The organism is Streptomyces sp. bgisy159, from assembly GCF_965341775.1.
Lineage (GTDB): Bacteria > Actinomycetota > Actinomycetes > Streptomycetales > Streptomycetaceae > Streptomyces.
Genome location: NZ_CBDQZH010000073.1, coordinates 1 through 18552, shown reverse-complemented (window position 1 = coordinate 18552; position 18552 = coordinate 1). Strand labels below are relative to the sequence as shown.

Genomic DNA, 18552 nt, shown 5'->3' with positions numbered 1-18552 from the left:
TCCCGTCCTGACCTCCACGTCGGCCAGGCTGCCCGTGGTGGCCGGCCGGTGCACCTACGCAATGGTGGGCGCGACCGCCACCAGCATGCTGCTGTTCGAGGGCTGGGCGGCGGCTGTGGTGGGGTTGACGCTGGCTTCCTCCGCGACCGTCGTCGCCCAGCAATCACCAAAGGTCGCCGCCCAGTCGCAGGCCAAATCACTGCCAGAGTCGAGCTCCTCGGGCTTCCCCAGGATGCCGAATGTGTCGAGGAGTCGTCGCTCGACTCCGAACGGTTCGCCCAGCGCGAGCTCCGGGTACTCACTGATCCACCGTCTGACGATCCGCCCGTGTTCGGCGATCAGCCACGCCTCCCCGTCGTTCTGCTCACTGTGGAAGAAGAGTTGGGCTGCGCCGAACCGCTCGCTCAACGCTCGGCATAGCTCGGAGACATGCGCCGTTTGCTCCGGATAGGGCAGGCCGAAGTACGGTCCGACGACCAGGGTCCACCCCCGCATGGGTGGAACGACGACGACCGCGGAGAACGGCTCCTCCTCGTCGTGTGCCACCTGGTCGATGAGTTCCACCCCGTCGGCCCAGGTGGTCTCCCGTATGTCCGTCAAGCCGAGGGCCTTCGCGACTTCCGCGCGATCTACCGTCGCGACCGCGAGCCAGGAGAGCCAGCAGGCGCGTATGAGTGGTTCGGCATCGGATGTGCCCATGGCCTGCATCGTAGGGGCGTACGAGTAGAGTTCGCGCGCCCTGCCAACTGCTGGCGGCGCACCGAACAGCTTGCCAGTTGCGTGCCAGCTGCGTACCAGATCTGGCGGAGAGCCAAGGGGATTAGCGGGGAACCGCCAGCAGCCACCCTGTTCCCGTTCCGGATCCGCCGCAGGACAGCCCCTTGAAGCCGTCCGGAGAGAACCCGAGCTTCCCCAGCTCAGAGCTTCAGCCAGATGTCTGGTGAGCCGCCGCTTCCCCGTCGTTCAGTGCGTTACTGATCTCTCGAAGGCGATGCTCGGGCAGAGCGAAGGCGTTGCCGGGGTTTCGGTACGAGTGCCCACCGTCGTTGATCCAGACACCGTCTGCGCGCCTCCAGTGAGCGGGAGTCCATTGGCCCTGGTTCTCCAGGAGCATGTCCGCCACTTCGGCAGGCTCTTCGACCAGGGTAAGGGCGGTGAGCGCCGTGGTGAGGGCAACGGCTGCGTCGTCGGGAAGCCGCGCGTCGCCGAGTGTCGGAAAGAGGAGCAAGAGGCGGACGTCGGGGTCGGCAGCGCCTTCCGTGGCCGGCTGTCGGGCAGTGGACAGCAACTCCGGCCAGGCCGTGCCGGGCCCCATGAAATGCCCGTCATCCACAGCGAGGGTCTCCGCTACGGACCACGCCGGGTGATGTATCAGATAGTCCACCCCGCGGTCGTCCTCGATGTTGCGGTAGACGGCATGGACCGTGTGCCCCGAGGACAGAGGCACCCTGAACACCGGCCACTCCCGCTCGGCGGACAACGCATGGTACAGATCCATTGCCGCGTCCCAGTCGGCGCCGAACGCAGCTCGTTGTGCGTCCTCCCCACGCAGGCAGGAGCCGAGGTGCACGGGCCAGAACAACGGATCGTCCAGGTAAGCAGTGCCCTGCACCAGAGGGCCACCTTCGTAGCCGGGGATCTTCAGCACGCAAGGATGATGGCACGAGGGTCAGACATCACCTCGGGGTTCCAAGCTCGGCCGTCCCGTCTCGTGATCAACTTGGGCTGCGGAGACCATCATCGCCAGTGGCATAGCCGTCCTGGGGACGCTGCTCGGTTCGGGGATCACTATGGCGTTCCAGCAGCGCACCACCGACAGGAGCCACCAGCTCACACGCCGCGAGAAGCTGCGGCGGGAGCGTCTCGATGCCTTCTCCGCCTACGCCGGCGCGTTGGTCAACTATCGCCGCTGCCTGGTGCACCTCTGGTTCTGCGAGCACGAACAGCCACCGCCGGAGGCCCCTGACACGGTGCGGATCCGTGCCTACGACCTGCGCTCCAAGGCGCAAGAGGCGCTGTTTCGAGTGCAGATGCTGATCGATGACGAGGCGCTGAGCCGGTCCGCAGAGGACGTGCTTGCCAACATCACGGCACTGTCCAAGACAGACAGCAGAACAGACCTCGACGAGGGCAGGGCCCGGACTCGTGACGGCATCAGCCGACTGGTCAGAGCTGCCAAGCAGCATCTCTGAGGCGCTTGCAGGCGGGCCGGTTCGTAGGGCCCAATACCGATAGCGACCGCACCACAAGCGCACCAGATCGAGCGGGGAACCGCGGGGAATCACGGTGAAGGCAGCCGGGTTCGCAGAGGTCGCGAACCTGCTGTTCGAGCAGGTCAGCGCTCAGGAACGGTTCTCGATGTCCGCAGCTTCCCAAGCTGAGTGCGTTCGACGCAGCCTGTCAGCGGCAGGCACACCCTCACGAGTGGAAGCCGGCCCAGTACTCGTCATGACCACATATGAAGTCGCCCGGACGCTCCACCCTCAGTACCTCGTACCTGGCGGCAAGGACGTCCAGGGCCTCGTGCAGCGAGCAGCCCAGATGATCACGGAGTGCCTTGAGACCCCGGAGGATCTGGCTGCTGAGGATTTCCTCGTCGGCAACGTCGACTGTGGCGCCGTCGGTCATGGCTACGATCGAAGCCGATAGGTGGCTCACCGGGCAACAAGGTTTGCTGCCGCGGGGCACCTAGCGTCAGTGAAAGCGTGACACGGGTCGTGCCTCACGCGGCGGCCCGCCCCAGACGGGGACCCGGCCTTGCGTCAGTTCCTCCGGCGACGCCCCTGCGCATAGGGGCCGCGGCGGTCATGTTCCCGCCATTCCTCGTCACGCGGGTCGCGGTCTTCGCCGTCCGCGTTGTCTCCAAGGGTCGGAATGTGTTCCCCGTTGTTGACCTTGGCCAGCAGCGAGGCGAGGGGATCAGGGGGACCGTCGCTGAAGCGGTCGGTGCCGCGCGCAGACGGCGGCCCCGGCTCTGTCCTGTCGGGTCGTGACCGTGATGTATCGCTCATGAGCAGCCCCCTCTGACTCACTGACATGCACTTGAAATCCTTCCCCGGAAGGTCGCGGGTAACCCGGCTTCTGGTCACACTTCGGACCACAACCGGCCTAAATACCCCGCGGGTTGGCCTCGCCGACGAGGGTGCGAGCGTGCGACGTACGCCGTCATCGACCCGGCGCCGCGACCGCTCGACGTGCCGTGTCCCCAGAGGGGGCACGTGGGCCGTGTCAGTGTCCGGTTCAATTCCTCACCGCCAGTTCCGAGTGGCCCGTTGGGCAGCACGCCGGATCGAGTGGGGAGCAGCGGGCGGGAAGGCACGGCGAAGGCCGGTCGGCGGCGAGGGGGGTGGAGCCGCGCCCAGGCCATTCGTTGAGCGGCGGCCGAGGGCTCGGATACACCATGCGGGGATATACCACGCGGAGCGAGAATGTGTGAAATACACGGAAAAGCCATGACGGCCGTCGGGGCGGTGTCACGGTGAGGTGTGACATCGACACTTTTGCCGTTGTTCGGTGTGGTACTCGGCGGAGGCGTATCGACGTTGGCCCAGTACTCGCTGGGGCGTGCGTCGGAGCGGGCCGAGATGCGACGGAGCGCTCGTGAACGTGCCGAGGCGCGTCGCGACGAACGCGTCACCCATCTCGTCGGCTTCCTGTCGGCGGTGCAGGAAGCCGAACGGGTCGCCGTGGACCGCTACCACCACGGAATGGCTGACGAGCAGTGGCAAGCCCGGGCGAAGCAGTCCATCGACAGGATGTGGGTGGCGCAGAAGACCATCCACATGCTGTGCGCGCCCGAGGTGAACGAGGCGGCACGTCGTCTGGCGTACGACGTCCAGAACGTGATCAGAAACGGCCCCGACGACCCGGGGGATCCGCAGGACGAGAGGGTCTGGGCGTACATACGTCCCAACCGGCGGGCGTTCCTCGACGTCGTGCGCGATCACTTGGAGTAGGAGCGGCCTGGCGTGGGGGGAGGGGGTGGTCAGTAGAGGATGACCCTCCACAGCTCGGCCCACACCACCCGGCCGCTCTTCGTGTCGTGCACCTCGACCCGGTCGTCCGCCACCTGCCGGACGGTGCCGTAGAGGGTGGCGTGGGGGAGGTCGACCCGTACGGTGTCGTGCACGTCGAGGTCGTCCTCGACCGGGCGGGACCACGTGTGGCCGCAGCGGTCGCAGCCGTAGGCGACGACCGTGCCCTCTCCGACGAATTCGGGGAGGCCCGTGCGGACGTGGTCGACGAGGCACCGCGGGCACGGGTCGGCGGTGCGTGCGCCGATCGATGTGGACATCCCCCGATCCTGCGGCGGAGCAGCGAGGCACGGCAACCCCGAACGAGGCGTGGACGACCGCCGCGGGGCGGCATGACCCCTGAGATCTCGGCATGGCCCCCCGAGATCCGGGGCGGCATGACCCCCCGAGATCCGGGGCGGCATGGCCCCCGAGACAGCGGCATGACCCCCGAGGTAATCGACCACCCCGGCCCCGACAGGAAGGATCGGACTCCCGGCAGGACGCCCCGCCGGGAGTCGTGTCAGGAGTCGTGTCGGGAGTCGTGTCGGTGAAGGGAGCGGGTATGTCTGTGGGGACCGAGGCCGGGACCACCCGGGCTGTGGTGGCGGAGTTCCTCGCGGCGAGGCTGGCCGGGGACACCGGGCGGCTGGTCGAGTTGTTCGCCGACGAGGTGGACTGGGTGCTCGCCGAGAATCCCGGGGTGCCGTGGATCCGGCCCCGGTCCACCGCCGCCGAATGCGCGGCTCAGGGAGCCGAACTGGCGGAGCACACCGTGCCGGAGGCGGCTCGGGCGTCCGTCGACGCGGTGGTCGTGGACGGCCCCGACGCCGTGGTGACGGGGTACCTGGCGGGGACCGTACGCGCCACCGGCAAGTCCTTCGAGGGACCGTTCGCGCTGCGGCTCACCGTGGAGAACGGACGGATCGTGCGGCATCACCTGTACGAGAACAGTCTGTCGATCGCGCGGGCCTGCGCCCCGTGAGGGAGCGCAGCGAAGAGGGGCCCGGCGGCATCACGTGGTGTCGCCGGGCCCCTCTTCGTCGTACGCCGGGTGCCGTGCTCAGCCGCACTGGCAGGGCGCCCCCGACTGGCAGCCGCAGCCGCAGCCCGAGCCGCAGCCGCAGGCGGCGATCAGGTTGAGACTGGTGATCGGCGTGGGTTCCTCGGTCGGGCGTTCCTGCGCGGGGTCGGGGTTCGTGCTGGGGGAATCGGCCATGGTCCCTCCTTGAGGCTTCGTGCCTAGAGGCTGCGTGCCTTTGCCCATTGGATGCCCCGATCACTGGGCGCATCAACGGCGCACAGTGGCTTGCACGCGCCCCTGGGCCGGCCGGGGAGCCCCGCGGGGCCCCGTTACGCCCCCTCGGGCTCCGGCATGGTCGGCTGGATCTCCGGCGGGAGGTCCTGCTGGAGGTCGTCCGCGTGCTCACCGGTGACGAGGAAGATGACGCGCTTGGCGACGGCGACCGCGTGGTCGGCGTACCGCTCGTAGTAGCGGCCCAGCAGCGTGACGTCGACCGCCGTCTCGATGCCGTGCTTCCAGCGCTCGTCCATCAGGTGCTGGAACAGGGTCCGGTGCAGCAGGTCCATCTCGTCGTCGTCCTGCTCAAGCTGCAGCGCCAGGTCGACGTCCTTGGTGATGATCACCTCGGCGGCCTTCGCCATCAGGCGCTGCGCCAGCTGGCCCATCTCCAGGATCGTCGCGTGCAGGTCACGCGGAACCGCCCGCTCCGGGAACCGCAGCCGCGCCAGCTTGGCGACGTGCTGGGCGAGGTCGCCGGACCGCTCCAGGTCCGCGGACATCCGCAGCGACGTCACCACGATCCGCAGGTCCGTCGCCACCGGCTGCTGCCGGGCCAGCAGTGCTATCGCCCGGGCCTCCAGGTCGTGCTGCAGCTCGTCGACCTTCTTGTCGCCCTCGATCACACTCTCGGCCAGCTTCAGGTCGGCGTCGAGCATCGCGGTGGTGGCGCGTCCGATCGCCGATCCGACCAGCCGGGCCATCTCCACCAGACCGTCGCCGATCGAGTCCAGTTCCTCGTGGTACGCGTCACGCATCAGGGTTCCCTCTCCTCCGTGTTCCTGGGGCCACGTTCCCACGTTCCGCCCCGTACGCGTCGGTTTCCGTCACCCCAAATGAACCACCCCTGGCTCCAAGGTGAACTCTGGGCGACGAGTGTTCGAGGTCGCACCGCGACAGCTGTGGCCAGGTCCTTCGCCATGCCTAACCTTGACGCATGGACGTGAACGCGGCGGTCGCCGCAGCGGCTGCGATCGCCGGTGTGCTCACCGGTGTCATCGCCATGCTGGCGTTCCGCTGGAGCGAGCGCGACCTCAAACGCCCCACCCGCACCTCGCTGCACACCGACCCCGTGCTGCCCCCGGGCGTCGACACCGTGCTCTCCGTGCTGCGGTCCTCCGCCGTCGTCCTCGACGAGGCCGACGGGGTCGTCAAGGCCAGCTCGGCCGCGTACGCCCTCGGCCTGGTCCGCGGCGGCAAGCTCTCCGTGGAACCCATGCTGCAGATGGCCCGGGACACCCGGCGGGACGGGGAGATACGCCAGGTCGAGCTGGACCTCCCGCGGCGCGGCACCGGCCGCGGCGAGGCGCTCGCCGTCTCCGCGCGGGTCGCCCCCCTCGGCTCCCGGCTGGTGCTCCTCCTCGTCGAGGATCTCACCGAGGCCCGGCGCATCGAGGCGGTACGGCGCGACTTCGTCGCGAACGTCAGCCATGAGCTCAAGACCCCGGTCGGCGCGCTCTCCCTCCTCTCCGAGGCCGTCCTGGACGCCTCGGACGACCCGGAGGCCGTCCAGCGCTTCGCCGGCCGCATGCAGATCGAGGCCACCCGCCTGACCAACCTCGTCCAGGAACTCATCGACCTCTCCCGGGTGCAGAACGACGACCCGCTGGAGGACGCCGAGCCGGTCCGGGTGGACGAGCTGGTCGCCGAGGCCATGGACCGCTGCCGGCACCAGGCGGGCACCAAGCAGATCACCATGGCCGCCGGCGGAACCGCCGACCTGCGCGTGTGGGGGCACCGCGGTCAGCTGGCCGCCGCGCTCGGCAATCTCGTCGAGAACGCCGTGAACTACTCCCCGGCCCGCACCCGCGTCGGCATCGCCGCGCGCCGGGTGACCGCGCCCGGCGGGGACATGATCGAGATCGCCGTCACCGACCAGGGCATCGGCATCTCCGACAAGGACAAGGACCGCATCTTCGAGCGCTTCTACCGCGTCGACCCGGCCCGCTCCCGGGCCACCGGCGGCACGGGCCTCGGGCTGGCGATCGTCAAGCACGTGGTCGCCTCGCACGGCGGGGAGGTCACGGTGTGGAGCGCCGAGGGACAGGGCTCCACCTTCACCCTGCGGCTCCCGGAGGCGGGCACCGGCCGGGACCGCGGCCAGTCCGGCCCCGGCATCGCGAACGCTCCGTACGACGACGAGTCCGGCCCGTACGAGGACGAGTTCGGCCCGTACGACGAGTCCGCGTACGACGGCTCCCGTCCGTACGACGACTCCGCGTACGGCACCCCTCCGGCCTCCGGCCCCGCCGCCGGACCGGCCCCCGGCCCCTCCGCCGACCGCACCCCCGGTCCCTCCGCGAACGCGGACCCGCACCAGGCTTCCCCCCACAGCTCGGCCCGTACCTCGCACGCCTCCTCCCACGTTCCCTCCCACACCCGAACCCACCAACCCCCCGACTCCACCGCGTACGAAACGCTTTCCGCTCCGGAGGTCCATCCGTGACCCGTGTGCTCGTCGTCGAGGACGAGGAGTCCTTCTCCGACGCCCTGTCGTACATGCTCCGCAAGGAGGGCTTCGAGGTCGCCGTCGCGGCGACCGGCCCCGACGGCCTCGACGAGTTCGAGCGCAACGGCGCCGATCTCGTCCTCCTCGACCTGATGCTGCCGGGGCTGCCCGGTACGGAGGTATGCCGTCAGCTGCGCGGCCGCTCCAACGTTCCCGTGATCATGGTGACCGCCAAGGACAGCGAGATCGACAAGGTCGTCGGTCTGGAGATAGGCGCCGACGACTACGTCACCAAGCCGTTCTCGTCGCGGGAGCTGGTGGCCCGCATCCGCGCCGTGCTGCGGCGGCGCGGGGAGCCGGAGGAGGTCGCTCCGGCCGCGCTGGAGGCCGGTCCGGTGCGCATGGACGTCGACCGCCACGTCGTGACGGTCTCCGGTTCCAAGGTCGACCTCCCCCTCAAGGAGTTCGACCTGCTGGAGATGCTGCTGCGCAACGCCGGCCGCGTCCTCACCCGGATGCAGCTCATCGACCGGGTCTGGGGCGCGGACTACGTGGGCGACACCAAGACCCTCGACGTCCACGTCAAGCGCCTGCGCGCCAAGATCGAGCCGGACCCGGGCGCCCCGCGCTACCTGGTCACGGTGCGGGGGCTGGGCTACAAGTTCGAGCCGTAGGCCGCAGTCCGTACCGGCGGACCGACGGACCGGCGGATGACAGGAAGGGCGGCACCCCGCGCGGGTGCCGCCCTTCCCGTGTGGTCCGCGGAGTCCGCGGGCGAGCGGATCAGCTCTCGCCGGCCGACGCCGAGGCAGAGGCCGAAGCCGAGGCGGAGGCCGAACCCGACGGCGACTCCGTACCCCCGGCGGGCTCCTCGCTCTGCGCGCTCTCCGAGGCGGACGGGGTCGCCGACGCGCTCGGGACGTCGCTCGGGCCCCAGGAGGCGTAGTCGCTCACGGCGGGGACGACGAAGGCGCGCAGGCCGACCTCGCCCGTCTCGCTGAGGGTGAAGGTGACCTGCTGGGCGTTGCCGTCCTGCACCGCCTCGCCGGCCGAGGGCAGCAGGGCGGAGGCGTTGCCCTTGCCGCCGAGGATCAGCGAACCGCCGGCCGGGACGACGAGCTTGCTCTGGCCCTCGGCGGGCTTCAGTTCGGCCGCTCCGGCGCCTTCCACGGTGACGGAGTCCAGCGTCTGGTCCGTGGAGCCGCTGTTGAAGAGGGTGGCCGAGACCGTGGCGGGCCCGGAGTCCTCGTGTTCGGGCTCGGTGATGACCAGGGCGTTCTGGACCTTGATGACGCCGACGCTGGTGGCCGCGTTGTCCGGCTTGATCTGCAGCGTGGCCGCGTCGTTGCCGGCGGCGCAGGCGGAGAGCGGGGCGACGGAGAGGACGAGGGCGGTGGCGGCGAGGGCGCCGCGTCGAAGGCTGCTGCTCACGGCGGCGGCAACTCCTTGAACGCAGGGGCGGCCTTCCTGATTAAGCCGCCCTAAGGATCTGTCAGCGGCCTCAGGTTATCGAGCCGTTCCCGCGTCACCGCACCCGACCCGCCTCTAAGGGACAGCCCGGCCGCGCGGCTCCCCCGGAGTGCCCTCGGTCACAGCTGTCCCGCCCTTCGCGACACATGCCCGATCCCCGTCACTCACTCCGGCCACAAGTGACTCGCCAGCCACTCCACAAGTGACTCGCCAGTCACTTCGGTGTCTCGCGGACGCCCGTCATTCACATAAGCGTCACCCGTGCGAGCCGGGGATTTCCTGTGAAGGAATGCGCCCCCGCTCCCGAAATGGATCACGCTCCGTTCGGGGGCGACTTCCGAAGCCGCTTCCGAAGCTCCTTCCGGGTTCCCTTCCGGTGCCCTTCGGAGGTGCTTCAGGGCCCCTTCGGCGGATGGCGTGATCAATTTCCGAAACGTCTCGGAACCACCCGCCGACCACCGAACGGAGTAGCGGAAGTCGCACATCTGGAACCGGACATTTGGGGACGTTCGGCTGCCCGGACGCGGGTCGGGAGGCGTGTGACGCATGTGTTTCACCGCGCGTGAACAGCGGCTCCGACCTGCGAATACCCGCTTCCACAGGCCTCGCGAAGCACGTTCGTGTCGCTGTTGTCAAGCCCCGAGATATGCCCTGACCTGCGAAAACGCCATTCAGGAACCGCCGTTTCCGTGTTACCCTGGATAGCCACGGAAGGGGTACCTGTCACATGACGTTCAAGGTTGGCGACACCGTGGTCTATCCCCATCACGGGGCCGCGCTGATCGAGGCCATCGAAACTCGCCAGATCAAAGGCGTGGACAAGACCTACTTGGTGCTGAAGGTCGCCCAGGGTGACCTGACGGTGCGTGTGCCAGCGGACAATGCGGAGTTCGTCGGCGTGCGTGATGTGGTCGGTCAGGATGGGCTGGACCGGGTCTTCGAGGTGCTGCGCGCACCGTACGCCGAGGAGCCCACGAACTGGTCCCGTCGATACAAGGCAAATCTGGAGAAGCTCGCGTCCGGCGATGTCATCAAGGTCGCGGAAGTCGTGCGTGACCTGTGGCGTCGTGAGCGCGAGCGCGGACTCTCCGCCGGTGAGAAGCGCATGCTCGCCAAGGCCCGCCAGATCCTGGTGAGCGAGCTCGCCCTCGCGGAGAACACCAACGAGGACAAGGCCGAGGCGCTGCTCGACGAGGTCCTCGCGTCCTGACGTCAGGGCCCCGGTCCGGCGCAACACACCCAGCACATCGAAATGCCGCGGTGCCCGATGACGAATCACTGTCGCCGGGCGCTGCGGCATGTTCGTACGCCACTGCCGGTGCCCCGCGCGTGGATACCGACCCTCCCCGCGCGGACCGGGCGAACCGGGAACGCGCGAGGTACGCGGTGTGCCGGGCCCGGGCTGCTGCCTCGACCGGTGCGTCACGGAAGGGTCCGGTCAAGGAGTCGCGCCCGGCACTCCTCCCAGGCCATACCCACGTAGGCTCAAGCCACAAACCTGACAGGAACCGATGTCTGACGATTCGCTTCCCTCCCCGCTGACCGCCCGGCTGACCGCCCGCACGGCGGCGGTCATCCCCGCCGCCGGCCGCGGCGTACGCCTCGGCCCGGGCGCCCCCAAGGCCCTGCGCACCCTGAACGGCACGCCCATCCTCATCCACGCCGTGCGCGCGCTGGCCGCCTCCCGCGCGGTCTCCCTCGTGGTCGTCGTGGCACCGCCGGACGGCGCGGCGGAAGTGAAGTCCCTGCTCGACGCGCACGCCCTGCCCGAGCGCACCGACTTCGCGGTCGTCCCCGGCGGCGACAGCCGGCAGGAATCGGTGCGGCTCGGCCTCGACGCGATCCCGCCGGACTACGACATCGTCCTCGTCCACGACGCGGCCCGGCCCCTGGTGCCGGTCGACACCGTGGACGCGGTGATCGAGGCGGTGCGCGACGGCGCGCCGGCCGTCGTGCCCGCGCTGCCGCTCGCGGACACGGTGAAGGAGGTCGAACCGGCCGCCACGCCCGGCGACCCCGAACCGGTGCTGTCGACGCCGGAGCGGGCCCGGCTGCGCGCGGTGCAGACCCCGCAGGGCTTCGACCGGGCGATCCTCGTCCGGGCGCACGAGACCGTCACGGGTGAGGTCACCGACGACGCCGGCATGGTCGAGCGACTGGGGCAGCGGGTCGTGGCCGTGCCCGGCCACGAGGAGGCCTTCAAGGTCACCCGACCGCTGGACCTGGTGCTCGCGGAGGCGGTCCTGGCCCGGCGGAGGCTGAACGATGGCTTCTGAGCAGCAGCCCCTGCCGCCGCTCCCCAGGGTCGGCATCGGGACCGACATCCACGCCTTCGAGGAGGGCCGCGAGCTGTGGTGCGCGGGCCTGCGGTGGGACGGCGAGGGGCCCGGCCTGGCCGGCCACTCCGACGCCGACGTCGTCGCCCACGCGGCCTGCAACGCCCTGTTCTCGGCGGCGGGCCTCGGCGACCTGGGCCGGCACTTCGGCACCGGTCGGCCCGAGTGGTCCGGCGCCTCCGGGGTGACCCTGCTCACCGAGGCGGCCCGTATCGTCCGCGAGGCGGGCTTCGCCATCGGCAACATCGCGGTCCAGGTGATCGGACCCCGCCCGAAGATCGGCAAGCGGCGCGCGGAGGCCGAGAAGATCCTCTCCGAGGCGGCCGGCGCCCCGGTGACCGTGTCCGGCGCCACGACGGACGGCCTCGGGTTCCCGGGCCGCGAGGAGGGGCTGATGGGGGTGGCGACCGCACTCGTGGTGCGGGTGAGCTGACGGCGTGCGAGGGTACCCACACGACTGCCAGTGACCCCTGGACCTCGGAGGGTGCCCATGTCCGCCGTACTGTCCGACCGCCTGAAGTCGGTGCTCGACGACAAGGTGTTCATCGTCGTCGGCACCGTCCAGCCCGACGGCAGCCCGCAGCTGTCGCCGGTCTGGGTGATGCGGGACGGTGACGAGATCCTCTTCTCCACGACCGTCGACCGCCGCAAGTACCTGAACCTGCGCCGCGACCCGCGCGTCTCGGTCACCGTCCTCAACCCGGCGGAGCCGTACGAGTACGCCGAGATCCGCGGCACCGTCGAGATGACCACCGACGGCGGTCAGGACCTCATCGACCGGCTCAGCGAGAAGTACACCGGAAAGCGGTACGCGGACTTCAACCCGGCCTCCGGCCAGGACGCCGAGCGGGTGGTCGTACGGGTCCGGCCGCGCAAGGTCGTCGGGCGGTTGTGAGGTCCCTTCCCCGGGGCAAGGGGCATGGGGCCGCGCCGCGCCCACTACCCTGGACCCGTGACTATTCGCCTGTACGACACCAGCGCCCGGCAGATCCGTGACTTCACCCCGCTCACGCCGGGCTGCGTCTCGATCTACCTGTGTGGTGCCACCGTGCAGGCGGCCCCGCACATCGGGCACATCCGTTCGGGGCTGAACTTCGACATCATGCGCCGCTGGTTCGCGTACCGCGGCTACGACGTCACGTTCATCCGCAACGTCACCGACATCGACGACAAGATCATCACCAAGTCGGCCGAGCAGGGCCGCCCCTGGTGGTCGATCGGCTACGACAACGAACGGGCCTTCACCGACGGCTACCACGCCCTCGGCTGCCTCCCGCCGACGTACGAGCCGCGCGCCACCGGCCATGTGACCGAGATGGTCGAGATGATGCGCGGCCTGATCGAGCGCGGCCACGCCTACGAGGCGGACGGCAACGTCTACTTCGACGTGAAGTCCTTCCCGGAGTACCTGAGCCTGTCCAACCAGGAGCTGGAGAACCTCCTGCAGCCCTCGGGCGAGGGCGAGACCGGCAAGCGGGACCCGCGGGACTTCGCGATGTGGAAGGCGGCCAAGCCGGGAGAGCCGAGCTGGGAGACGCCGTGGGGCCGCGGCCGCCCCGGCTGGCACCTGGAGTGCTCGGCGATGGCCCACAAATACCTGGGCTCCGCCTTCGACATCCACGGCGGCGGCCTCGACCTGGTCTTCCCGCACCACGAGAACGAGATCGCGCAGGCCAAGGCCTACGGCGACGAGTTCGCCCGGTACTGGGTGCACAACGCCTGGGTCACCATGAGCGGCGAGAAGATGTCGAAGTCGCTCGGCAACAGCGTGCTCGTCTCGGAGATGGTCAAGCAGTGGCGGCCGATCGTGCTCCGCTACTACCTGGGCACCCCGCACTACCGGTCGATGATCGAGTACAGCGAGGAAGCCCTGCGCGAGGCCGACGCCGCCTTCGGCCGGATCGAGGGCTTCGTGCAGCGCGTCGTCGAACTGGCCGGCGGCGCCGTCGAGCCGGCCCCCGAGGTGCCGGCCGCGTTCGCCGAGGCGATGGACGACGACCTGGGCGTCCCGCAGGCCCTCGCCGTCGTGCACAACACCGTCCGGCAGGGCAACAGCGCGCTGGCCGCCGACGACAAGGAGGCCGCCGTGGCCCGCCTCGCCGAGGTGCGGGCGATGCTCGGCGTCCTCGGGCTGGACCCCCTCGACGCCCACTGGGCCGGCGAGGCGGACCGGGGCGAGGACCTGCACGCCGTGGTCGACAGCCTCGTCCACATGGTCCTGGACCAGCGGGAGGCGGCCCGGGCCCGCAAGGACTGGGCCACCGCGGACGCCATCCGCGACCAGCTCGGCCGGTCCGGGCTGGTCATCGAGGACAGCCCCCAGGGCCCGCGCTGGAGCATCGGCCGGCGCTGACCGCGACACCATGGGTGTGCCGCCCGGCCTCGCGGGCGGCACACTTGCACTCACGTACGTCCACACGCTTCACGAAGACGGGTAGGTCATGGCCGGGAACAACCGCCGCATGTCCGGCAAGAAGGGCGCGCAGGTCGGCAGTGGCGGCCAGCGGCGCCGGGGCCTCGAGGGCAAGGGGCCCACGCCCCCCGCCGAGATGCGCAAGGGGCACGCCAAGCAGCGCGCCGCACAGGCGAAGACGCGCCGCGCCCAGGGCCGCACGCCGCAGCGGCGCGGCGGCGGTCGCTCGACGTCCGAACTGGTCGTCGGCCGCAACCCCGTCGTCGAGGCACTCCGCGAGGGCGTGCCGGCGTCGACGCTGTACGTCCAGCAGTTCATCGACAACGACGAGCGGGTCCGCGAGGCGCTGCAGCTGGCCGCCGAGCGCGGTGGGATCAACCTCATGGAGGCCCCCCGCCCCGAACTCGACCGCATGACCAACGGCCTCAACCACCAGGGCCTGGTCCTCCAGGTCCCGCCGTACGAGTACGCCCACCCCGAGGACCTGGCCGCCGCGGCCGCCGACGAGGGCGAGGACCCGCTGATCGTCGCCCTCGACGGGGTGACCGACCCGCGCAACCTCGGTGCGGTCGTGCGGTCCGTGTCCGCCTTCGGTGGCCACGGCGTCGTCGTACCGGAGCGGCGCGCGGCCGGGATGACGGCCGGCGCGTGGAAGACGTCCGCCGGTACGGCCGCCCGGACGCCCGTCGCCCGCGCGACGAACCTGACGCGCGCTCTGGAGGCGTACAAGAAGGCCGGCATCGTGGTCGTCGGTCTCGCCGCCGACGGCGAGGCCGAGCTGGGCGAGCTGGAGGCCCTTCAGGGGCCGGTCGTCATCGTCGTCGGCAGCGAGGGCAAGGGCCTGTCCCGTCTGGTCGGCGAGACCTGCGACTTCCGGGTGCGGATCCCGATGCCGGGCGGCGCCGAGTCGCTGAACGCGGGTGTCGCCGCGGGGATCGTGCTGTACGAGGCGGCCCGCCGCCGGGCCTGAGGGGCCGTAGGGCGGTGCTGGAGGCGGGCGCGGGGCCGGCGCGTGGGAACGCGTGTCCGGCCGGTCGCCCGTGCGGGGCGATCCGGGTGTTCCGGGCAAGCTTGACGGGGTCCGGACAGATCCGGCGGGTCAAAGCAGTGTCCTAACCACACGTCACTCGGTTAGATGAGTGTGGACACCAGAACACCCCGCACACCCACGGGGGGCCGCTCGTCGGGATTCGATTCCGGGTTCGATGACGCTCCCGCGCTGAGCATGGTGAAGGTGCCGAGCGATCCGGCGCAGGTCATCGTCAATCACGCGAGCTTCCGCGTGCAGTTGGGCACGTCGACTCGGCGTGCCCAGTCCCCGCGGATCGGACGGCGCGTGAGCGTCGCCGAGGACACGGCGCGGATCCCCGGCGCCGGCGCTGCGGGCAGAGCCGGCGCCGCCCGGCGGCGGCCCGTCGTGTGGAGCGGCCAGACCGCTCCGGACGACACCGGCGCCCACCGGCTGCTCCAGGCGGTACGGGCCGGCAGCGTCGGCCACGCCGTCGACGAACCGGTGGGCGACGCCGGGGCCACCCAGGTCATCCCGCGCATCGACGTCACCGACGGCCCCGGCTCCGGATACCCCGGCGACGACTACGTATACGACCACGACCTCACCGCGCAGACCCTGCAGACGCCGGTCGTCGGCGCCCAGCGCGGCCCCGGCGACGGGGAACACCGGCTGCTGCCGCCGATGCGCGGGGTCAGCAGCGTCGACGACGAACGCGACCAGGCCGCCCACGGCTACGACGACGCCGGGGACCGGGGCGACACCGGGGCGTCGGCCTCCCGCCGCTCCAAGCCGCAGGCCGACGACCCGGCGCGGCACGCGTACTACCCCGGCCGCCGCATGAACCTCGGCGTGGTTCTGCTGCCGCTGCGCGTGTTCCTCGGTTTCATCTCCATCTACGCCGGCATGGGCAAGCTGTGCGACCCCGTCTACTTCGACGGCGGCGAGCGCGGCTCCATGGTGAAGTGGCTCAACACCCTCCACCCGTGGGAAGTCGCCGAGCCGCTCAGGCAGTTCGCGCTGCAGCACCCGGTCGGCTCCGGGCTCGTCATCGCCTTCCTTCAGGTCGTCGTCGGCGTCCTGACGGTCCTCGGCTGCTGGCAGCGGGTCGCGGCCGTCGTCGGCGCGCTGCTGTCCGCCGCGCTCATCGTCACCGTCAGCTGGAAGACGGTGCCGGTCTACGACGCACCCGACATCATCTACCTCGCCGCCTGGTCCCCGCTGATCATCGCGGGCGCGCCGGTGTACTCCGTCGACGGGCGGCTGGCCGCGAGCGCCTGGCGGCGGCTCGGCCCGCGCGCCGAACTGTGGGAGCTGCGCCGTTTCGTGCTGCGCCGGGGCGCCCTCCTCACCGCCGTCACGGTCGGCCTCACCCTGCTGATCGGCTCGCTGCTCGGCGGCGCGGTCCGGGACGCCGACCGGGTGGTCGTGCCCGGGCCGGGCGAGCCGCCGCGCAACGAGCTGCCGGGGTCGCCGCTGCCGAGTGCCTCCGGCGGCGGCGCGAGCAAGGGCCCAGGCCGGTCGTCGTCCCCGACGCAGGCCGCCACCACCGCCCCCGCCACCGACGGGACGCCCACCGCCCCCGCGCCCACCCGCGACACGGGCAGGGCGGCCACGGGCGGCGCTCCCAGCCAGACGCAGGGCACGGCGGGCCAGGCCCCGCCGCAGCAGTCCCCGCCGCGCGAGCAGGCGCCCAGCACCACCACCTCCGGTCCGACCTCCGGCGGTACCAGCGGCTCCTCGACGACGGGCGGCTCCGACAGCGGCTCGCCCTCGTCGTCCTCGGGAGGCCAGCCGGGCCTGGTGGGCGGCCTGCTGGGGTAGGCCTGCCGCGTCGGACCACCGACCGGACCGGCGCCCGCCGCCGAAGGGGCCCCGCACGTGGTGCGGGGCCCCTTCGGCCTGCTCTGCCGGCGGAGGGCGCGGGCCGACGCGTGGATCGCCGGCGGTGGTGCCCGGTGGTGCGGGTTCGTTCCGGGGACTGTGGCTTTCGCTCCGCGGGTTGCGGGTTGCGGGTTGCGCTGCGGGGTTTTCCGGCTGTGCGCTGCGAGTTGGCGGTGGCGGGGCAGACGAGTCGGCTCTACCGCCCCAGGGCGGCCAGTTCCTTCGCCGCCTCCGTCAGGTCCTTCGCCGTGTCGATGGCCCGCCAGTACGCTCCCTGCGGGATCGGGAACCCGGCCAGCCGCCGTTCCCGCGCCAGCCGCGGGAACGTGGTGCGCTCGTGGTCCCCGCGCTCGGGCAGCAGGCCGGCGAACCCGGCGGAGAAGACGTACACCCCCGCGTTGATCTCGAACGTCGACGGCGGCGCCTCGATGAAGTCGGTGATGTGACCGAACCCGTCGGTCTGCACCGCCCCCCACGGGATACGCGGCCGGGCCAGCGCGAGGGTCGCCACCGCGTCGCGCTCGGTGTGGAAGTCGGCCATGTCGCGCAGCGAGAACCGGGTCCAGATGTCGCCGTTGGTGGCGTACCAGGGGCGGTCCGGGTGCGGGAGGCGGGCGGCGGCGTACTTGAGGCCGCCGCCACGGCCCAGCGGCTCCGTCTCGACGACCGTGGTCACGTTCACCGGCAGGTCGGCCGTCTCCAGCCACTTCTGCAGCACCTCGGCGAGATGGCCGCAGGAGACCACCACGTCGGTGACGCCCTCCTCGGCCAGCCAGGTCAGCTGGTGCCCGATGATCGGCGTACCGGTGCCGGGGATCTCCACCATCGGCTTGGGCCGGTCGTCGGTGTACGGGCGCAGCCGCGACCCCTGGCCACCGGCCAGGATCACGGCTTGCGTGGGTCGGGACACGGCGTGCGGATGCGTCATGACCGGCACTTTACGCTGGCGCCCGGCCGTGCCCGGGGGCGCCTGGGTGGGGGCGGGGTTCTGCCCGTGTGCTAGTGCCGCACGCGGGCGGCCGGTCGCGCGGTTCCCCGCTGCCACGGGGATCGCGCACATCCCCGCGCCCCTGAAGTGCGCGGCGTTCTCGCGTCCTTGCCGGGATCAGTTGTGGGCTGCCAGCACCCCCGACGCGAAGGAGGTGTCGCAGACCGGGCGGGCGTAGGACTGGGCCCGGGTCGGGCCGTAGACGCGGACGGCGGCGCGGCCGAGGGCACGGGCGATGGAAGCGCAGTGCTTGGCCAGTGACGGCTTGCCGTTGACCGCCGCCTGGAGGTGGGTGAGCGCGGCGCCCGGGTCCTTGTCGTAAAGCTCGGCGAGGAGCTGGTCGCGCAGTACGTCGTGGGGCGCGCGCGGGGCGTCCCGGTGCGCGGTGGAGACGTCGGAGGCGGTGAGTACCGAGTCGGAGGCGTCGCCCGACCAGTTGACCCGGGTGACCGCGAGAGTCCCGGAGAGCACCAGGACGACAGGCAGGACGAGGGCGAGGGAACGGCCGATGTGGCGGGCGGGGCCCCGGCCGCGTCGCGTCTTGGGGGTGCTGGAGTACTTCACGGAGTGCTTCACGCGAGTGAGGGTAGCGCCCGGTAATGATTTGGCGACATTTGGTCACCGGTTCGGGGGATGCAGACGCACCGATTCGGGGGTAGGTGGTTGACGGACGCTGCTCGAAAACGCCGT

21 protein-coding genes are annotated in these 18552 nt (G+C 71.0%); 12 read left to right on the top strand and 9 right to left on the bottom strand.

Annotation, left to right across the window (positions count from 1 at the left end; translation table 11 throughout):
• Positions 1-54: 54 nt before the first annotated feature.
• Positions 55-699, bottom strand: coding sequence for a hypothetical protein (locus tag ACSLTV_RS34925; protein WP_435613604.1), 645 nt, complete (start codon positions 697-699; stop codon positions 55-57).
• 226 nt (positions 700-925) lie between these two features.
• Positions 926-1648, bottom strand: coding sequence for a hypothetical protein (locus ACSLTV_RS34920; protein WP_435613603.1), 723 nt, complete (start codon positions 1646-1648; stop codon positions 926-928).
• Positions 1649-1790: 142 nt separating this feature from the next.
• On the opposite strand from ACSLTV_RS34920, the gene ACSLTV_RS34915 reads away from it, so the two are divergent.
• Entirely contained in the window at positions 1791-2192 is a 402-nt protein-coding gene (locus ACSLTV_RS34915; protein WP_435613602.1) for a hypothetical protein, read from the top strand.
• Positions 2193-2418: 226 nt separating this feature from the next.
• Here ACSLTV_RS34915 and ACSLTV_RS34910 read toward each other — a convergent pair whose 3' ends face one another.
• Positions 2419-2628 carry a hypothetical protein gene (locus ACSLTV_RS34910; RefSeq protein ID WP_435613601.1) on the bottom strand — a complete coding sequence of 70 codons (210 nt, stop codon included), beginning with the start codon at positions 2626-2628 and terminating at the stop codon, positions 2419-2421.
• Positions 2629-3506: 878 nt separating this feature from the next.
• On the opposite strand from ACSLTV_RS34910, the gene ACSLTV_RS34905 reads away from it, so the two are divergent.
• The gene (locus ACSLTV_RS34905) at positions 3507-3956 is read left to right on the top strand and encodes a hypothetical protein (protein ID WP_432158617.1); all 450 of its coding nucleotides are present in this window, start codon (positions 3507-3509) and stop codon (positions 3954-3956) included.
• Positions 3957-3985: 29 nt separating this feature from the next.
• On the opposite strand, the gene ACSLTV_RS34900 is transcribed toward ACSLTV_RS34905, so the two are convergent.
• Positions 3986-4294: a hypothetical protein gene (locus ACSLTV_RS34900; protein ID WP_432138878.1), complete on the bottom strand. Its 309-nt coding sequence runs from the start codon at positions 4292-4294 to the stop codon at positions 3986-3988.
• Positions 4295-4578: 284 nt separating this feature from the next.
• Between ACSLTV_RS34900 and ACSLTV_RS34895 the strand changes: the two genes are divergently transcribed.
• Positions 4579-4998 (top strand): nuclear transport factor 2 family protein, encoded by a 420-nt coding sequence (locus ACSLTV_RS34895; RefSeq protein ID WP_432158618.1) that lies wholly within the window; start codon positions 4579-4581, stop codon positions 4996-4998.
• 78 nt (positions 4999-5076) lie between these two features.
• Here ACSLTV_RS34895 and ACSLTV_RS34890 read toward each other — a convergent pair whose 3' ends face one another.
• Together ACSLTV_RS34890 and phoU are read right to left on the bottom strand one after the other, a co-directional pair.
• Positions 5077-5232, bottom strand: coding sequence for a hypothetical protein (locus ACSLTV_RS34890; RefSeq protein WP_432138876.1), 156 nt, complete (start codon positions 5230-5232; stop codon positions 5077-5079).
• A gap of 134 nt (positions 5233-5366) precedes the next feature.
• Complete coding sequence (gene phoU, locus ACSLTV_RS34885; RefSeq protein ID WP_432138875.1) at positions 5367-6071, bottom strand: phosphate signaling complex protein PhoU; 705 nt, start codon at positions 6069-6071, stop codon at positions 5367-5369.
• A gap of 179 nt (positions 6072-6250) precedes the next feature.
• On the opposite strand from phoU, the gene ACSLTV_RS34880 reads away from it, so the two are divergent.
• Entirely contained in the window at positions 6251-7759 is a 1509-nt protein-coding gene (locus tag ACSLTV_RS34880) for a sensor histidine kinase (RefSeq protein WP_435613600.1), read from the top strand.
• Positions 7756-8436, top strand: coding sequence for a response regulator transcription factor (locus ACSLTV_RS34875; protein ID WP_076087010.1), 681 nt, complete (start codon positions 7756-7758; stop codon positions 8434-8436). Before ACSLTV_RS34880 ends, ACSLTV_RS34875 begins: the two co-directional genes overlap by 4 nt.
• Before the next feature lie 109 nt (positions 8437-8545).
• Here ACSLTV_RS34875 and ACSLTV_RS34870 read toward each other — a convergent pair whose 3' ends face one another.
• Positions 8546-9193, bottom strand: coding sequence for a DUF461 domain-containing protein (locus tag ACSLTV_RS34870; protein WP_435613599.1), 648 nt, complete (start codon positions 9191-9193; stop codon positions 8546-8548).
• A gap of 766 nt (positions 9194-9959) precedes the next feature.
• Between ACSLTV_RS34870 and ACSLTV_RS34865 the strand changes: the two genes are divergently transcribed.
• From ACSLTV_RS34865 to ACSLTV_RS34835, 7 genes are all read left to right on the top strand, one after another.
• Positions 9960-10442, top strand: coding sequence for a CarD family transcriptional regulator (locus ACSLTV_RS34865; protein ID WP_003953493.1), 483 nt, complete (start codon positions 9960-9962; stop codon positions 10440-10442).
• 301 nt (positions 10443-10743) lie between these two features.
• A complete protein-coding gene (gene ispD / locus ACSLTV_RS34860; RefSeq protein WP_432158621.1) occupies positions 10744-11508 on the top strand; it encodes a 2-C-methyl-D-erythritol 4-phosphate cytidylyltransferase in 765 nt (254 codons plus the stop codon).
• A complete protein-coding gene (gene ispF / locus ACSLTV_RS34855) occupies positions 11498-12001 on the top strand; it encodes a 2-C-methyl-D-erythritol 2,4-cyclodiphosphate synthase (RefSeq protein WP_432138871.1) in 504 nt (167 codons plus the stop codon). The genes ispD and ispF overlap by 11 nt, the downstream gene beginning before the upstream one ends.
• Before the next feature lie 57 nt (positions 12002-12058).
• Positions 12059-12463 carry a PPOX class F420-dependent oxidoreductase gene (locus tag ACSLTV_RS34850; protein WP_432138870.1) on the top strand — a complete coding sequence of 135 codons (405 nt, stop codon included), beginning with the start codon at positions 12059-12061 and terminating at the stop codon, positions 12461-12463.
• A gap of 57 nt (positions 12464-12520) precedes the next feature.
• Positions 12521-13921, top strand: a complete 1401-nt coding sequence (gene cysS / locus ACSLTV_RS34845; RefSeq protein ID WP_432138869.1) for a cysteine--tRNA ligase — start codon at positions 12521-12523, stop codon at positions 13919-13921.
• Positions 13922-14009: 88 nt separating this feature from the next.
• The gene (rlmB, locus tag ACSLTV_RS34840) at positions 14010-14951 is read left to right on the top strand and encodes a 23S rRNA (guanosine(2251)-2'-O)-methyltransferase RlmB (RefSeq protein WP_432138868.1); all 942 of its coding nucleotides are present in this window, start codon (positions 14010-14012) and stop codon (positions 14949-14951) included.
• A 165-nt stretch (positions 14952-15116) separates the two neighbouring features.
• Complete coding sequence (locus ACSLTV_RS34835) at positions 15117-16814, top strand: DoxX family membrane protein (protein WP_435613598.1); 1698 nt, start codon at positions 15117-15119, stop codon at positions 16812-16814.
• Between the two features lie 256 nt (positions 16815-17070).
• Here ACSLTV_RS34835 and ACSLTV_RS34830 read toward each other — a convergent pair whose 3' ends face one another.
• Positions 17071-17802: a nucleotidyltransferase family protein gene (locus ACSLTV_RS34830; protein WP_432138866.1), complete on the bottom strand. Its 732-nt coding sequence runs from the start codon at positions 17800-17802 to the stop codon at positions 17071-17073.
• A gap of 177 nt (positions 17803-17979) precedes the next feature.
• The gene (locus ACSLTV_RS34825; RefSeq protein WP_432138865.1) at positions 17980-18438 is read right to left on the bottom strand and encodes a hypothetical protein; all 459 of its coding nucleotides are present in this window, start codon (positions 18436-18438) and stop codon (positions 17980-17982) included.
• Positions 18439-18552 lie beyond the last annotated feature (114 nt).

Bases quoted from the DNA above. Each gene is read 5' to 3' on its own strand.
- ACSLTV_RS34925 (WP_435613604.1), bottom strand. From the start codon at position 699: ATGGGCACATCCGATGCCGAACCACTCATACGCGCCTGCTGGCTCTCC.
- ACSLTV_RS34915 (WP_435613602.1), top strand. From the start codon at position 1,791: ATGGCGTTCCAGCAGCGCACCACCGACAGGAGCCACCAGCTCACACGC.
- ACSLTV_RS34910 (WP_435613601.1), bottom strand. From the start codon at position 2,628: ATGACCGACGGCGCCACAGTCGACGTTGCCGACGAGGAAATCCTCAGC.
- ACSLTV_RS34900 (WP_432138878.1), bottom strand. From the start codon at position 4,294: ATGTCCACATCGATCGGCGCACGCACCGCCGACCCGTGCCCGCGGTGC.
- ACSLTV_RS34895 (WP_432158618.1), top strand. From the start codon at position 4,579: ATGTCTGTGGGGACCGAGGCCGGGACCACCCGGGCTGTGGTGGCGGAG.
- ACSLTV_RS34890 (WP_432138876.1), bottom strand. From the start codon at position 5,232: ATGGCCGATTCCCCCAGCACGAACCCCGACCCCGCGCAGGAACGCCCG.
- phoU (WP_432138875.1), bottom strand. From the start codon at position 6,071: ATGCGTGACGCGTACCACGAGGAACTGGACTCGATCGGCGACGGTCTG.
- ACSLTV_RS34880 (WP_435613600.1), top strand. From the start codon at position 6,251: ATGGACGTGAACGCGGCGGTCGCCGCAGCGGCTGCGATCGCCGGTGTG.
- ACSLTV_RS34865 (WP_003953493.1), top strand. From the start codon at position 9,960: ATGACGTTCAAGGTTGGCGACACCGTGGTCTATCCCCATCACGGGGCC.
- ispD (WP_432158621.1), top strand. From the start codon at position 10,744: ATGTCTGACGATTCGCTTCCCTCCCCGCTGACCGCCCGGCTGACCGCC.
- ispF (WP_432138871.1), top strand. From the start codon at position 11,498: ATGGCTTCTGAGCAGCAGCCCCTGCCGCCGCTCCCCAGGGTCGGCATC.
- ACSLTV_RS34850 (WP_432138870.1), top strand. From the start codon at position 12,059: ATGTCCGCCGTACTGTCCGACCGCCTGAAGTCGGTGCTCGACGACAAG.
- rlmB (WP_432138868.1), top strand. From the start codon at position 14,010: ATGGCCGGGAACAACCGCCGCATGTCCGGCAAGAAGGGCGCGCAGGTC.
- ACSLTV_RS34835 (WP_435613598.1), top strand. From the start codon at position 15,117: ATGAGTGTGGACACCAGAACACCCCGCACACCCACGGGGGGCCGCTCG.
- ACSLTV_RS34830 (WP_432138866.1), bottom strand. From the start codon at position 17,802: ATGACGCATCCGCACGCCGTGTCCCGACCCACGCAAGCCGTGATCCTG.